The sequence below is a fragment of the Gynuella sp. genome (assembly GCF_050297175.1).
In the GTDB taxonomy this organism is placed as follows: domain Bacteria; phylum Pseudomonadota; class Gammaproteobacteria; order Pseudomonadales; family Natronospirillaceae; genus Gynuella.
The window spans coordinates 18845-34422 of record NZ_JBNKSF010000011.1; the positions used below are offsets into that span (position 1 = coordinate 18845).

General features: G+C 49.0%; 10 protein-coding genes and 3 tRNA genes. 4 read left to right on the forward strand and 9 right to left on the reverse strand.

All coding sequences use genetic code 11. The features are described 5' to 3' along the window. Window positions 1–246: 246 nt before the first annotated feature. The 3 genes from ACQY6I_RS03870 to traF all read right to left on the reverse strand — a co-directional run bounded on the left by ACQY6I_RS03870 (window position 247) and on the right by traF (window position 6262). Window positions 247–1659 (reverse strand): FAD-dependent oxidoreductase, encoded by a 1413-nt coding sequence (locus tag ACQY6I_RS03870; RefSeq protein WP_428240159.1) that lies wholly within the window; start codon window positions 1657–1659, stop codon window positions 247–249. A gap of 152 nt (window positions 1660–1811) precedes the next feature. Continuing rightward, the gene (locus tag ACQY6I_RS03875; RefSeq protein ID WP_428240160.1) at window positions 1812–4490 is read right to left on the reverse strand and encodes a molybdopterin-dependent oxidoreductase; all 2679 of its coding nucleotides are present in this window, start codon (window positions 4488–4490) and stop codon (window positions 1812–1814) included. A gap of 197 nt (window positions 4491–4687) precedes the next feature. Then, window positions 4688–6262, reverse strand: a complete 1575-nt coding sequence (traF, locus tag ACQY6I_RS03880; RefSeq protein WP_428240161.1) for a conjugal transfer protein TraF — start codon at window positions 6260–6262, stop codon at window positions 4688–4690. A 297-nt stretch (window positions 6263–6559) separates the two neighbouring features. Between traF and ACQY6I_RS03885 the strand changes: the two genes are divergently transcribed. From ACQY6I_RS03885 to ACQY6I_RS03895, 3 genes are all read left to right on the forward strand, one after another. Then, on the forward strand, window positions 6560–7159 hold the full coding sequence (locus ACQY6I_RS03885) for an LPP20 family lipoprotein (RefSeq protein ID WP_428240162.1): 600 nt from the start codon (window positions 6560–6562) through the stop codon (window positions 7157–7159). Between the two features lie 19 nt (window positions 7160–7178). Further along, window positions 7179–8420, forward strand: coding sequence for a flagellar assembly protein T N-terminal domain-containing protein (locus ACQY6I_RS03890; RefSeq protein ID WP_428240163.1), 1242 nt, complete (start codon window positions 7179–7181; stop codon window positions 8418–8420). A 269-nt stretch (window positions 8421–8689) separates the two neighbouring features. Next, window positions 8690–9877, forward strand: coding sequence for a tetratricopeptide repeat protein (locus ACQY6I_RS03895; protein WP_428240164.1), 1188 nt, complete (start codon window positions 8690–8692; stop codon window positions 9875–9877). A gap of 345 nt (window positions 9878–10222) precedes the next feature. Here ACQY6I_RS03895 and ACQY6I_RS03900 read toward each other — a convergent pair whose 3' ends face one another. The 4 genes from ACQY6I_RS03900 to ACQY6I_RS03915 form a co-directional block, all read right to left on the reverse strand. Beyond that, window positions 10223–10534: a hypothetical protein gene (locus tag ACQY6I_RS03900; protein ID WP_428240165.1), complete on the reverse strand. Its 312-nt coding sequence runs from the start codon at window positions 10532–10534 to the stop codon at window positions 10223–10225. A 27-nt stretch (window positions 10535–10561) separates the two neighbouring features. Next, window positions 10562–10637, reverse strand: a tRNA-His gene (locus tag ACQY6I_RS03905). Window positions 10638–10674: 37 nt separating this feature from the next. Next, a tRNA-Pro gene (locus ACQY6I_RS03910) sits at window positions 10675–10751 on the reverse strand. A gap of 82 nt (window positions 10752–10833) precedes the next feature. After that, a tRNA-Cys gene (locus ACQY6I_RS03915) sits at window positions 10834–10908 on the reverse strand. A 1525-nt stretch (window positions 10909–12433) separates the two neighbouring features. Here ACQY6I_RS03915 and ACQY6I_RS03920 point away from each other — a divergent pair. Then, complete coding sequence (locus ACQY6I_RS03920; RefSeq protein WP_428240166.1) at window positions 12434–13252, forward strand: hypothetical protein; 819 nt, start codon at window positions 12434–12436, stop codon at window positions 13250–13252. A 103-nt stretch (window positions 13253–13355) separates the two neighbouring features. On the opposite strand, the gene ACQY6I_RS03925 is transcribed toward ACQY6I_RS03920, so the two are convergent. Further along, window positions 13356–14381: an AraC family transcriptional regulator ligand-binding domain-containing protein gene (locus ACQY6I_RS03925; RefSeq protein WP_428240167.1), complete on the reverse strand. Its 1026-nt coding sequence runs from the start codon at window positions 14379–14381 to the stop codon at window positions 13356–13358. 56 nt (window positions 14382–14437) lie between these two features. After that, complete coding sequence (locus tag ACQY6I_RS03930; protein ID WP_428240168.1) at window positions 14438–15406, reverse strand: alpha/beta hydrolase family protein; 969 nt, start codon at window positions 15404–15406, stop codon at window positions 14438–14440. Between the last annotated feature and the right edge of the window lie 172 nt (window positions 15407–15578).

Consider the following 15578-nt stretch of genomic DNA (forward strand, 5'->3'; position numbering starts at 1 on the left):
TAAAGACGACATGAGACTGGGGCTGACAACATCCTGCGCGAAAATAGGTCTTTTTTCAGAGGTTTTCTGACAGTTTTATTCTTGTCAATTTGATGTACGTGGTTCAACTGTGTTTCGATCAGGTCAGGATAAACCTGAAGTATCTGCCCGAAGGAATTCAATACCTACCGTTGGTAATACTGTCCATCGATTGTAACTAATGATCTTAGTTGTTAACGGGTGACGATGTGTCGTTTCGACGCGCGCTCAGGCTTCACTGTGCAGAATTTCCCGGATCAAACTAGCGCAGGAGCCGCAGGTCGAGGCTGCGCCAGTTGTATGGGTAATACTGCCAAGATCTTTGCAGCCGTTTTGAATAGCGTCGCGGATGTCACCTTTGTTGACCCGATTGCACCGACAGACCCAGGTATCATCGCTCATACTGGTGATATCAAATGTGGATGATGGACGAAAGGCTTCGGGCAGAATCATGTATTCCGGTGGGCCGGGCAACTCCATCTGATCCACCATCAGCGGCAGCCACTGGTCATAATCTTTGCTGTCTCCCACCAGCACTGCACCGAGCAGACGTTTTCGATTTGAACTCAGCACCACTTTCCGATAGCTCTGGTTTTCCTGATCCTGCCAGCTCAGACAACAACAATCCGGTGTGCGGCCATGGGCGTCACCAATAGCTGCCACGTCAACTCCGAGCAACTTAAGCCGGGTACTCATGTCAGCGCCGTTGAAACATTCATCCGTTTGCCCGTTGAGATGAGCCACAGCCACCCTGGCCATTTCATAACCGGGGGCTACCAGGCCAAAAATACGGCCATTACGCAAAGCACACTCGCCAATGGCATAAATGTCCGGATCAGAAGTCTGACAAAACTGGTTGATTACAATACCGCCGCGTTCACCAACCGCCAGGCCGGCCTGACGGGCCAGGTCGTCCTGAGGGCGGATACCCGCAGAGAATACAATCATATCGGTTTCGAGGTACGTGTTGTCAGCGAAATTCATGCGATATCTCTGTTCGGTACCAGCAATGATTTCGAGAGTGTTTTTGCCGGTGTGAACACCCACTCCCAATGCCTCGATCTTCTCCTTTAGCAGCGCCCCTCCCTCGGCATCGAGCTGCACCGCCATCAGTTGCGGCGCAAATTCCACTACATGGGCTGTCAACCCCAAATCGTGAAGAGCCTTAGCAGCTTCCAGTCCCAACAGGCCCCCACCAATAACCACACCCACACGGCTCTGACGGGCGGAGTCCTGGATGGCCAGTAAATCTTCAATGGTCCGGTAGACATGACAGTGGGGCTGATCCCTGCCAGGCACGGGTGGTACAAAAGGAACCGACCCAGTGGCCAGAATAAGTTTGTCATAGGCATATTCGTGACCTTCTTCGGTTCTTACTTTTTTGCCTTTTCGGTCAATCTGACAAACGTTACAGGACATGCTGACTTCGATGCCGTAACTACGGTAAAAATTATCATTGACCAATGAAAGATCGCTGCTTCCCTGACCGGAAAAAAAACTGCTCAGATGAACACGGTCATAGGCCGGCCGCGGTTCTCTACCAAGCACCTGAAGATGATACTGCGACTGAGAGGTGAGGAGTTCCACGGCTTTGTGACCGACCATGCCGTTACCGATAACCAAGAGTTTCTGCTGCTTCACTGAAATGTCCTGTCATTGTTGCTGCACGAGATTACAGCAATCCATATGCCCGTCGGGTCTGTGGTACCTCTCAATAGGTAATGCCGGATGGTGACGGGCGCGTAATGAGATGATTTTGGGTGGTGATGGTGCAAACCAGATACAGAATTGGCCTACGTGCTTTCCAGTTCCGACATTAGCTCCTGCTGAGTCTGCAACAGTGCGCGAATTTCGGGCAGGCATGAACCACAATTGGTACCAGCCCGGGTGCAATGACCCACTTCTTTTTCACTGCTCAGACGCTGAGACTGGATCGCATTGATTATCGTATTTTTACCGACAGCATGACATGAGCAGACCGTTTCTCCGGGATCGTTAGCAAGCTGTTTATCATCGCTCAACAACATGGCCATTTGTGCGCCATCCAGTGTGGAGCGGTTGAATAGCTCTGTCAGCCACTGACGGTTGAACGGATCTTGCTGTTGTACCAATAATGCCGCAATCAATTGTTGCTGATGTAGTAAAGACAATCGAAGTGTCATCGGCTCAGCGTGGCGCTGCGTGATGACTTGTAAACCATCCGGAATGACAGATAGTTGTTGGAATAACCATTTTTGCCAATTGTCGATGGTTTCGTCTCCTGCCAGATGGTAGATAAAACCGAATGACGTCCGTTCCCGCACGCAGTAGTCGACTTCCGGCAGCGGCAGGGCTTCCCGGGTCAAAAGCTTGGCCTGCCAGACCGGTAGCCACGCATGAATCCTAACCGGTGTGTGTTTGGATTCCGGCTGGCCGGAGAAAGGATCCACCGCTGGATTAACCACGGCTCCCAACCAGGCAGAATTGGCCAGTTGCCGGCTCCAGTGAATTGGAACAAAAACCTGCTCGGGTCGAATCCGTTTGCTGATCATCGCTCGTACCCGGATGTTTCCCCACTGGCTGCCAATACTGAGCCAATGACCCGTACCAACGCCATATTGCGCGGCAGTATCAGGATGTATTTCCGCCCAGGGCTCTGAACGATGACGATTGAGGGTCACTGACAGTTCGGTACGTGTCATGGTATGCCAGTGGTCACGACTGCGACCGGTGTTCAGCTGCAGAGGATATTCTTCGTTAACCGCATATTGAGGTGGTTGGCTGGTAGCAGCAATTAACTGTGCCTTGCGATTCGGAGCGAAAAAGCCACCGTTCTTGAACAGTCGTTTGCAACCATCAGGATATTGTTCATTGACTGGCCACTGAACGGGTAACAGGGTGTCATATTCATCATCGCTGATCTGGGCGAGAGCAGAAATATCAAAATCTCGGCGTCCGTGATTTTGATATCCGGACAATCGGGCGTGTTCACGAAAAATATCTGCTGGAGATGTAAATTCAAAACCTTGCCGAAAACCCATGGCGATGGCAACGTCACAAATGATCCGCCAGTCCGGACGCGCTTCTCCTGGTGATGGCAGCAAACGTCTTTGGCGTGAAATCCTGCGCTCGGAATTAGTCACCGTACCATCTTTTTCTCCCCAGCCTGCAGCAGGCAATAACACATCGGCAAATGCTGACGTATCTCCCTGGGCCACAACATCGGACACAACAACGAATTCGCATTGTTGCAGCGCCCGGCTGATTATCGAAGCATTGGGCATACTGACGACTGGATTGGTGGCCATGATCCAGATCGCTTTGATTCGTCCGCTGTCAACGGCTGAAAACAGATCCACCGCTTTTAAACCAGCTTGCCGGGCGATGGTCGGGCTGTTCCAGAATTGTTGAACGGTGGCGACATCTTCTTCTTTGAAGTCCATGTGCGCAGCCAGCGTGTTGGCCAGCCCACCGACCTCACGCCCCCCCATGGCGTTGGGTTGACCAGTCAGCGACAGCGGGCCACAGCCAGGTTTACCAATACGCCCGGTAATTAGATGACAATTCAGCAGTGAGTTGACTTTGTCCGTTCCCTGGCTCGATTGATTCACGCCCTGAGAATAGCAGGTTACCACTTGTTCTGTGTTGGTGAACCAGTCATAAAACTGCTGTATCCGGTTTTCGTCAACATCACACTGTTTGGCTACTTTAGCGATGGAGAGCTGTTGTCCGGCCAATTGTTTTCGGGTTTGTTCAAAGCCGTTCACATGATCATGCAGATACTGATGATCCAACCGGTCCTGTTGCACGAGGTAATTAAACAAGCCGTTGAACAGAACCACGTCGGTGCTGGCTTTAAGATTGATATGCAAATCAGCAATGGCCAGGGTATCGGTCTCTCTTGGATCGATGACCACAACCTTCAGTTCGGGGTTTTTCTGCCGGGCATGCTTTATTCGTTGGAACAGGACCGGATGACACCAGGCGGTGTTGGACCCTGTCAACACAATCAAGCGGGCTTGCTCCAGGTCTTCATAGTTATTTGGTACGGTGTCAGAGCCAAAGGCTCGTTTATGGCCGGTAACCGATGACGACATACACAACCGGGAGTTAGTATCGATGTTGGCGCTGCCGATATAACCTTTCATCAGTTTATTGGCGACGTAATAGTCTTCTGTCAGTAACTGACCGGACACATAAAACGCCACTGCATCAGCACCGTATTTGGCGATAGTGTCGCTGAACCCTCTGGCTACGGTGGCAATTGCCTCCTGCCAACCAACGGACTGACCAGAGATTCTGGGTTGAGTCAATCGACCTTCGGTTCTTACAGTATCTGCCAGAGTGGAACCTTTGACGCACAAGCGACCATGATTGGCAGGATGATGGGCATCGCCGGACAGCGCAATGATGGCGTGATTCTCGACTTCTGCAGTTATGCCGCAACCAACGCCACAATAGGCACAGGTGGTATCGATAATTCTGGAACTCATAACGGGTACCGGTGAGAGGAACGATGGTTATGACAATCGCAATTCATGTGCCAGAAAAACAGCGCTTCAGAGGGATATTTTTACCACTATGGGAGTATTCTGTCGGGGTGTTTTGGTGCGGCTCTGCCCACACCTGGGGTTGTACCGGGCACTCAGATGAGGCCCGGTAGCACAACCGTAGAAGGGAGAGAGAATGGCTAGAAGCGAATTGAAAGCTGTGCCATGACACCTGCGTTTTTAGCAATTTCGCTTTCTTTGTCACTGGGCGATCCCCATACGCTCACGTCAAAGCCAACACCAAAGGGTGTCAGTCCAAGTCCCAGAGAAACCGCGCTGGAATCTGATTCACTCAGGTTGTTTTTGTAGCCGATGCGGAATGCGGCCCAATCGTAGGCATTCACTTCTGCCCCTAGTGAGAGGTAACGGGTAGCGACACCAATATCCATAGGCTTGTTTTCCGTGACATCCAGGTCAGCGACTAACGTGGTAAAGCGGGTTTGGTGTGCCGCACCAATTCTCACCTGCGGGCGCAGTTTAATGGTTTGTCCGCTGTTTGATTCAAGATCCCAGGGAACGATGTTTTTAATAACCAGTCCTGCTGTAATCTGGCCTTTGTAATCAAAACTTTTGACCACACCAAGATCAGCATTGAAACGGTAGTACTCTTTCTGGTTTTCATTGACGGCTTCGTCAACAGCCTGGGAAGCATCATTTTCTATTTCGCTGTAAATGATATTTTTTTCAAACACGGTAATTTTCTGCATTTTAACAGCAGCACCACCAGAAAATTCTTCTTCAGCGATTTTAAAATCACGCCCCATGGCAAACGATAGTTCCGTAACCCAGACCCCTACCAGATCAACAGAGGATTTGAAGTCATCGGTATTCAGCTGGGTAACGCCATCGTAATCACCGTTGACGAATACGCCGTTACTGGTATTGGCGTTGTCGACTGCATTGACTGCATTTGAGAAGTCAGTCTGAGCGGCATCATAAGCTGCGACGCTGCCGGAATCACCGGCGTCGTAGGTGTCGGCAACTTCAATGACCGTATCCAAGCTGGTGGAAACGTCACTGACCAAATTGAGGTATTCATCCAGGTCATTCAGTGTCAATTCTGTGGGTTCCAGGTCACTGTCGACCAGATTGAACTGGCCTCCAGCATAGGCGTTGGTATTGATTGCCAGCGCGAAAGGATAATTCTTGCTGGGTAAACCGATGCCCAGCATCCCCATAACACCGGCCTGAGAAGGACGGGAACTGAAACTTTCAAAGGTATCCCGGGTTTGAGCCACAATGGAATTGATGTCAGAAAGATCCGAACGGACGGTAGAGATGGAACTATCAAGATCTGCATTGGCACTTTTCAGTGCGGCCAGATTGGCATCACTGGGGTCATCTTCGTAGTTTTGTACAGCAGTCTCAACATTGTTAGCGGTATTTACCATGCCATCGATACTACTGCTCAGATCCAAATCTTCCAGGTCCTCATAAGATGGATAGAGTTCATCGATAAACTTTTCCACCTCCCTGAACAAACCTTTCTGGTCTTCACTATATGCACCCGCGCCCAGCACAATGACCTGTGCCTTTTCGTCTTCGTCATAGTTTGCCAGTAATCCAGGATTCAAATTGATGGCTTGTGCCGGGAGGGCCGCAGCGACACCGGCGCCCCCCATTGCATTAGTACGGCTGTCGTTTGCGACAAAACTGTCGGCGAAAGCAGTCGTTGATAGCAACATGCCGGAGATTATTAATATGTTGGTTTTCATGTGGGCTTCAGCCTTTGACGTCGTGTTTATTTCTTTAGACTAGACTTGCTTACACAATGTGCAAACTCTGTATACATGGCTTTCTCTGTCGTTTTTCGTGGTTTTCTGCAGAAATTTGGGATTCGCCAATCATTTTTCCGACCTCATTGCACAATTCGTCATTTTGTTGACTGTTTTATTAAATAATTTTTTATAACTAATAGGAATTAAGGAAAAGGTCCTTTCAAGCCGATAGCTGTAATTGGAGGGGCGAGGGAAGACTCAGCCAATAGCCAGATTTTAGACCCCGGAGCCGCTATGCGTTTACATAAAATTACCATATTAGTACCGATCACAATACTGCTTATTTCCGGTTGTAGCCTGACATCAGGCGCAAAAAAACAGGAAAAAATCGCTGAGATTGAGTCTCAGGTGCAGCAGATCAACAATAAATTGCCGTCAATGGAACCCATGGTACTGCGGGTGATTGGCTACGGTGCTATTGACCCCAAGGCGAAAGACCTGTCGCCGGTGCAGCGCAAGTTGATGGCACTGCGGGCATCTAAGCTTGACGCTTATCGCACCCTGGCCGAACGGGTGTATGGAACATCTATTACCGGTAATTCAACGGTTGAGAATCTGGTTGCCAAAGATGACCGGTTCCGCGCCTATGTTGATACCTATATTCTCGGAGCACGGGTGGTTTCCCAGGACAAAATGGAGGATGGTAGTTACGAAACCATTCTCGAAATGATTATCGATGAAGGGTTTCGTAATTGTCTGACCATACAAAGCAATGGTCGTCGTAATGCCCAATGTGCTTCTGAGATGATCCATGATCTGGAATCCTATAAGCGTAATGGCCTGAGCCGTCAGAGCGTTAATGACCTGGATACCGGTCTTTATTTTATCGAATAACCGATAGGAGCTTAGCACCGTGAAACCTGTAATCCTGGCAATGATTCTCTCTCTCCTGGGGAGCCTGGCAATCGCCGATGAGCTAAGCCCGGATTGGCGGGATGACAGCGCTTATGGCTCAATGGTTAAAGCCAGTGGTCAGGCCGAAATCGCCTTCGGCGATAAGGATGCTGCAAGAATGCGTGCACTGCGACAGGCGATTGAAAATGCCTCCATGCAAGTGAATGCCAAAGTACGCAGCACACAGGTGTTGGAAAACGGTTCACTGGTAGTTGACCATCTGCGTATCAATTCGGCTGCCAAAGTGAAGAGTCTGAAGGTGGTTGAAGAATACAGTCGCAGCGGTACTTACTACGTGACTATTCAGGCGCTGGTCAGTGAAGATCAGGTCTGTGCCACCCATGTGGCCAATGATTTTCGTAAAACAGTGGCTGTGACCGGCTTTCCTATGCAGTATCCTGAACAGGCATCGATTGGTCAGCTGGGTGCAGTAGATCGAAACTTTCCGTCTCAACTGGTCAACAGTCTCAATGGTCTGCCGGGAATTCAGGCATTGGATGCCAGTTACATGATGCTGTATCCAACCGTTGCCAATGCCCCCACCAACTGGAATACCGATAATACTCTGACCAAAGCCGTAGAAACCGCCAAGCAGTTGGGGGTACAGTTTGTGGTCAGTGGTGTTGTGCGGGATATTTCCATGGAAAACCCCAATGCCCCGGATATCAAACCCTGGACCGGATTTATGAAAACTGTCGGTCTCGGCAAACATGCCAGAATGCGCCATATGGTGGTTGACCTGTATGTTCATGATGGCTACTCCGGTGCAATGGTGTTCCAGAGCCGTTATGAAGTGAAAGGACGTTGGGACGCACGGCGCAATGCCATTGTCGAGTTCGGGAGTGCGGCATTCTGGCGGACCGACTTCGGCACCCAGGTGAGCAAACTGATTGCCGAGACCATTGTCGATTTGCAGGATACCATTCAGTGCCAGCCATTCATGGCCAATATCTCCAAGGCCGATAAATACCGTATCTATGTTAACCAGGGTGCCAGCAGCGGATTGCGTCCGGGAGACATGTTGGCAGTTTATCGCACCATTGATGTATTCGACCGCGATCAACAACGGATGGTACAACTGTCTGACACCCGAATGGTTGCCAAAATCAAACAGGTGCAGCCCCACTTCAGCATTGCCGAACTGCCGGTTCGGGTGGAAAATCTGAATTTGCAACCCAGTGATGTGGTGATTGCCTGGTAGGCATAACACTCAAAACGGTTATGTTGTTAACCGGAATGATAATCGCTGTGGTTTCGTAGAGCGTTACAAACCGCAAATAGGATCCCTTCTGAAGGTTTTTTTGAGCGTTATAAGCTTTTCGATTGATCACTTCATCGCTTTTTGTCATCTGCTCGCTATCGAGTGCTGGCGATAGCCGATATTTACTCTTAAACTCAAGGTTCAAATGGACGAACGCTTCACCTTGCGTAGTCGTACAGTTAGTTAATGGATATAGGAAATCTACCTGAATGCGTAAAATATTGTTTTCTCTTCCCGTGTTATTTTCTGCTTTATGTGCCTTCCAGGCTCAGGCCGGTGATATCAAAGTTCTTAGCGCGGTCGTCAAAGACCAAAGCATCGACAATGCCCAGATTATCTGGCAGCGCACAGGCGAAAGCTCGCAACAGGCCGTGACCAATGCCAATGGTGTTGCCAGTATGCCTGCGGATTTGTCGGATGACGGTGATACCACCATGATCATCAACAAATCCGGTTATTCAACGCTGGTGGTACGTTGTCCCTGTGACAATTTTACCTACGCCCTGTCACCCGTAATGCAGAATCTGGATGGATTGAGAGTGGTTTTGACCTGGGGACGCAACCCTGAAGATCTTGATTCTCATTTAAGTTATCCAGGCAACCATGTGTTCTATGAAGACAAGCGGGGTCAGGATGCCAATCTCGATGTCGATGACACCGACAGTTATGGCCCGGAAACCATTACCATCGAGCAGAAGCACAGTGGGCAGCGCTATGTATACGCAGTACACGATTACACCCACGGCTCAGGAAACGAAAAAGATTCAACCGCAATGAGCTTTAGCCATGCCCGGGTAGAAGTGTATGTGGGGCAGACATTGATTCGTACCTACAACGTCAAACAGGATACAACAGCCACCAGTTGGATTGTGTTTGGTATCGATGAAAGCGGTGCGTTCCACGACATCAATCAGTATCTGAGTTTGAGCCGTCAGGGGCTGGCCCACCATATGTCCAGTCTTATTGAAGCCGCTTCATTTGAAGATCATTCCCTGATTACCCCAGCCATCAAACAGGAAGCCAAACGCATCAATACCCGGGGTGAAAGTCTGTATCATGATAAGAACCTGGAAGACGCCATGTATGCATTCCAGGATGCCATCAACCTTTATCCAAGTTACGGCCAGGCCTACAGCAATCTTGGGCTGACTTATCAAAAACTGGATCGTACCGCAGAAGCGTTGTGGGCTAACCGCAAAGCGATTGAACTGGCCAGTGGCAATACCAAAAACCGGGTACAGGCCAGCAGCTATTACAATATCGCCCGTATCTACGAAGCCAGTGGCCGTTGGCAGGAAGCATTGGATAATTTCCGTCAGGCGAAGTCGCTACGCGAACACAGTGCTTATGACAAAGGCATTGCCCGGATGCTGGAAAAACTGCAACAGTCGCAATAAGCCTCTTGGCTTGGACGACCCGGCTGATAGTGGCCGGGTCGATGGGCCACTGCAATCGAACACCGAGAAAGAAGCTTGTTTCAACCCCGCCATGAATTCCTTCCTGTCAGTTTGAATAAGCGCATCCGTGCTGAATTTTCTCTGTAACAATCCATATTCATTTCAAGGGAACCTCCGAAAAATGGCCTGTTTTCGCGCAGGACGTTGTCAGCCTCTGTCTCACATCCTTATTGACACCCGTAAATTGCGGTGTTGCGAGTGATGCTTCCTCGCCTGCATCAAAACGATTCCTATTTTTCAGAAGCCCCCAAGTGTTTCCGGTAGTAGCGTTTGAACGGATGGTTGTCAGAATCCTGTATCGCATTTGGTTTTGATAAAGTTAGTGCCATCCCTTGAGGCGTAGCCATCTTTGCTGAGTTCTGTGGTCAGTAAGGCTCGTTTGCTACGATCAGTTTCGGTGATTACCACAAACTGCGGCAGCAGTGCCTTGGTTCTGGCCCATTCGAGAATGCTTTTACCGTCACCACGACCATTCAGGTAAAAATCTATCGCCAGAACAGATATGCTATTTTCTTTCAGTACTCTTTTGGCGGAATGAGTATCCGCACAATAAATGTCAGCGTGATAATTTCCACGCCTGGTAATGGCAACCCGCATGACAATTTTCTCCGTATTAAAAATATCTGGGGTGACTGAAGAGATTCGAACTCTCGTCTGCCTGACTCACAATCAGGAGCATTAACCACTATGCTACAGTCACCATAATCGGTTGGCGTGTTGGTTGAAAAAAGGGCATATGGTCTGGGTGGCAGGACTCGAACCTGCGCCTCCGGGCTCCAAACCCGGTGCTCTACACGAACTGAGCTACACCCGGATAAATTGTGAATGATGCTGACGATGGATCTGCATGTGTGTCTCCTACCGGCTAAACATATTGCCGAAAATAATAGTTAATCTGGAGTACGAGGCCGGATTCAAACCGGCATAAACGGAGGTTGCAGCTCCGCGCATCATCATTCTGCCACTCGTACATTTTCTATTTGACCAGGCCATAACCTGTGCAAATCAACTGGTGGACGTGGCGGGATTCGAACCCGCGTAAAGCAATCACTGAGGCATTACTCTCAGCCACCCTGCCACTTGGATAACGCGCGCCAGCTGACACCCGCTTTAGAGCATCGAGCCTGCATCCTCAACCATGCATGACAGAATATTTCAATTGCTTCCGGTATTACCCGGCTACCTCCAAAAACCGTTTTAGGCAGTGGTACTCCATTCTCGCCTGCACGCCCCAAAATTTTTTCTTACGGTAATGACTTTTCCAGGAGCCAATAAAAAACCCCGATTGTTGCCAACCGGGGTCTTAATGACAGTACCGGAAGGCATCAGCCTTCCAGTCAGAAAAGCTGATTAACTAAATTTGCTACGATGACAAAGTGATAAATATGAGCGATTCGCATTACTCATAAATGGTTTCTTATTTGCTGGTTCGTGGCAGTTAGCCGGAGCAACAAGTTGTGCTACATGTTTTTTCATAAAGCAACTCATGGGCATTACGTTAAAAGTTTTATTTCGCTGTGGTGCAAATCTTTTTAAACAATACGATTGGTTTTGGATGCATTCAAGTATTGTATTTGGGTCATTTTTCAGCGAAATATCCTTTGGTTATATAAAATAGAAAACGATCCATTTTGCTCGGATGAATGAAATCCTATCGCTCTTTTTTGCAATATTTCAGGCATGGGTTATCGGAGAAAAATTGATCAAATCTCAAAATTTCCCTACCGGTCATAGATCGTTATTCATCTATAAAAAATTAGTCTAAGGAGCCTCTGCTCAATTTGATTACGGTATCCTCTTGCATCTGTTGAATCGAATGATTCAGGTGTTCGTCAAACATTTTTTAACCGTTAATCGATAACCCGAATCGGTTTATTCACAAATTCCGGGCGAAAAAAAACCCGAAAGGTGAAGTGCCTTCCGGGTTTTGTGTGTCTGATAAACTTAAACCAACAACTGGAAGGCCCAATGCCTACCAGTTTGTTCGACTAGCAGGCAAGCAGGATACACGGGTGATTTTCCTGTGAATGACAGGCCATCCCGAGTGTCCGGATATTCTCGCAGCTGAGCTTCGAACGATATAAAGTCATGATATTCTCAAACTTAGTTTGCGGGGATTATAGTTGCCCTGCTTGCAAAAGCAAATTGTTCGAAAGAGCTTCGGGCATATCTAAGCGGCCTCTGAAAAATAGGAAATGTTTTTTAGTTGGAAAGCAGCGGAAATGCCTGCCTCTCTGTCGCAATTGCATTGATCCTGTTCTGCAGATTTCGACCACACTCAATACGCACCAGCTCCTGGCACAAACCTCTGTATATCAAACTGCGCACATATTTTGCTGATTCGACTCTGACGCTGTTATCACAATACCCAACACGGACGATAGCCCGGTGCAATGTTGTATAAGCGGCATATCCATGCCACTTTGACGGCCAGTATTTACCGCCGTTCCGGCCATAAACGCCCGTCATATAACGGTTTATGCAGGAGAACAGAATATGAGTATTTCAGGATTGGGTTCATCTTATTATCTCAGTCTGTATGCCCAACAGCCGCCACCCGCAAAAGAACGTGAAGATAAAACGTCTGAGCTTCATCAGCGTCAGTCTTACAGCGACGGTGACCCGAAACAAACCGCGTCGACTGATGCATTCTCGGATGCCTTGAACAATGCGCTGCAATCGGTGCAGGTCGTGACCGGCCCCACGGCAGTACAGGCGTCCAATGTTGAAAGCGCTATTAATGCTGCAACTGATGAGTCTGGCCAGGTAATCGAAAATATTAATGGTATCAATGTCATCGTGGGTAACCACTCTCTGGATAATGTCAGTGGCAAGTCGTTACTGAGAACGATGGACCCGGAACAATCGGCTGCTTTTCTTGAGTTGACTCGTCAGTTTGGTCAGGATGGCAACATAACGCCAGGTATGGAAGTGATCAGTTCTGAGGCGATTTCCAAGCCAGACGGGGTTCCCATGCATATGAATATCAATATGTATGCTCTCGCCAACGGCTGGACTACCAACCTGGCTATGGATGTTGATAGTCATGACCCGGAATATCTCCGCCGTGTAGATGCCTATATGGATCTTGTGGGTGTGGAACGTCAGCTCAAAGAGCAACATGGTGATGATATTAAGCTGGTCTATAGTCATGCAGACAGTGGTTACATCATGCTGACACCGGATGATCTACACTACGACGAGATGGACTCGGCGGAAGATGCCGTGCAGTCTATTATTGAGAGTGTGCGCAACGGCTTTGTAGAGGCTGAGACGGTTCGTGACTCACTGGCACCTTATGGATACAGGGTGTAACGGATATCTGCTTAATGGCAGTGTGTGGCAAAGAGGGTGATTGTTGGCCCTCGTCGCCAGAACATTTCTGCCTCCTGACTTAGACGAAGATATCCTCTCAGGGTTAATGATGCTGAACGGGCTCCACTACATTCAGCGCCCGCCATTCACCGGGGGATATACCTTCCCAGTCTTTAAACGCCCGATAAAATGACGTGGTATCCTGATAACCCAGCATATAAGCCACTTCACTGATATCAATATCCGGATCAGTCAGCATTTGCTGCCCCAGTTCACGTCGTGCGTCAGTCAGTAGAGTTCTGAAGGTGGTGGCCTCATCAGTAATTCGTCTTTGCAGTGTGCGTTCACTCATACCAAGTTCTTTGGCAATCATACCTATTTCCGGACGGCCGCTGGCCAAAGCCCGTTTCAGAATAACTTTAACCCGTTCGCTGGTACTGCTTTCGGCTTCGATTTCTGCGAATGCGCTGGCCAGGTTCGGGGTAATAAGTGCCAGAAATTCAGGACTGTATCCGGGAAATGGAATGGCCAAGTCACTGCGTTTAAAGGTAATGGCATTACGGGAGGCAGCAAACATGATCGGGCAGCCAAAATAGTCTTTTAACGCCTCATTAGGATCGGCCACGCGATTATATTCAATACGGATCGGTATCAGATGTTGTCGGGTTCCCTGTCGTCCCAGTTCCATCAGAAAAGCAAACGACAGATCAATAGAGGTGGCGGGTTCCGGTTCTCTGGCATGGGGCCATTCCTTGATGATGGTATATTCATTGTCCTGTTCCACCGTCAGGAATTTTTCACAGGCCCCCATACGTTTGAAGCGTTCTATCCGGTGAATGGCATCGCGGAAATCTGATGCATACAGAGCGGCGATAAAAGCCGGCTGGTAACCTGTTTGACTAGCCGAGGCTATCAGACTCAAAGTCAGCGTCGGGTCATCAGTCAGGAATTCCACCGCTTTCCAGATAGCGAATATCTGTTCAGTGGTAAATGTTATCCTGGTATCAAGATGAGCCGTTACAGGTAATCCTGCTGTACGAAGAATCGCCGGTGGTTCCAGCCCGGTTTTTTCAAGAGCTCGCCACAGAGTCGGTGGAAAACGGCCTTTGTCTATCGCCAAACTGTTCAATTTATCAAACTCCTGTCATCGTGTTGTTGATGCAGCCATATAGGTCGTTCGGATATTTATTTAAACGTAACCTGTCCATGTGCACCAGCAAACTCTTTTAAGGCATTGCACGCCTGAGACCAGGCAGGATCGTCATTGAACAAGGCGGAACGTAAATAAGCCCAGGTCATGCGCAGGACGATAGCCAGACGCTCAGGATCTTCGTCATCTGTTTCTTTGGCATCATAGCCAGCAACACCACCCAGGCCATGTTTGGCCCCGATCAGGGTCAGCAGAGCATGACTGCCAGGCCCTTCATAAAAAGGATCCATATGCCACTCTGCACCCCGATGGGTCAAATGCGGGTTCACATCACTGTCGCCAGCAACCACAAACGCCGGGGTAGTCATATCAGAGAAGTCAAGTGATGGTAGCGCATAATTTTGCACGGCAAATTCGGTATAACTGTCTCCACCATTACCGGGCGCAGCCATTAATACACCGGCCTTGATCCGCGGTTCAATCATACTGACATGGGTTTCGGTTTTGTCTGCTGGATCCAGAATTCTCGCACCCATTAGCACGCTCACGGTCTGCCCACCCATAGAATGGCCAATTGCGGCGATTTTTTCCTGGTCCAGGCGACCGGCAACAAGGGGCACCAACGTTTCAATTTCATCGAGCCGGTCCAGAATCATCTTCATATCCTCCACTCGTGAACGCCAGAATAATGGGCCTCCCGGTGCGGTGACATCAAGCCCGGCCACCTTTGAACTGACATGTGTTGGTTGAATTACCACAAACCCGTGTTCCGCAAGAAAGTTAACCAACGGCCCATAACCATCTTTGGAAGGAATATAAAGAGACGGGCCATGACCGTGAGAGATCAGGATGACCGGCAGATTTTCCCCGGTTACCGGAGCGGTGATACGTAATTCAAGTGGAATACCACGGTCAGGAGCTGACAGAGTCACTGGGCTGATGGAAATAGTTTGTACGGTTTCGCTGGTGGGAATATAGCTTGCTTCTTTAATCAGGTTGTTCACGTAAACTCTCCAGGAATGAAAAACGATTAGTCATCGACCGATGACTACAGAAGCAAGCATAAGAAAAGCCCGGGCAGGAAGAATTAACAGAGTACGCCAATTCAATTCCATTTGGCGCCAGAGTTCAGGCTCTGACCATGCGGTTATGATATGTGATTTAAGGGGCCTGAAA

Excerpts from the sequence above, each read along its gene's own strand:
- ACQY6I_RS03875 (WP_428240160.1), bottom strand. The coding sequence starts at position 4,490 with ATGAGTTCCAGAATTATCGATACCACCTGTGCCTATTGTGGCGTTGGT.
- traF (WP_428240161.1), bottom strand. The coding sequence starts at position 6,262 with ATGAAAACCAACATATTAATAATCTCCGGCATGTTGCTATCAACGACT.
- ACQY6I_RS03885 (WP_428240162.1), top strand. The coding sequence starts at position 6,560 with ATGCGTTTACATAAAATTACCATATTAGTACCGATCACAATACTGCTT.
- ACQY6I_RS03895 (WP_428240164.1), top strand. The coding sequence starts at position 8,690 with ATGCGTAAAATATTGTTTTCTCTTCCCGTGTTATTTTCTGCTTTATGT.
- ACQY6I_RS03900 (WP_428240165.1), bottom strand. The coding sequence starts at position 10,534 with ATGCGGGTTGCCATTACCAGGCGTGGAAATTATCACGCTGACATTTAT.
- ACQY6I_RS03920 (WP_428240166.1), top strand. The coding sequence starts at position 12,434 with ATGAGTATTTCAGGATTGGGTTCATCTTATTATCTCAGTCTGTATGCC.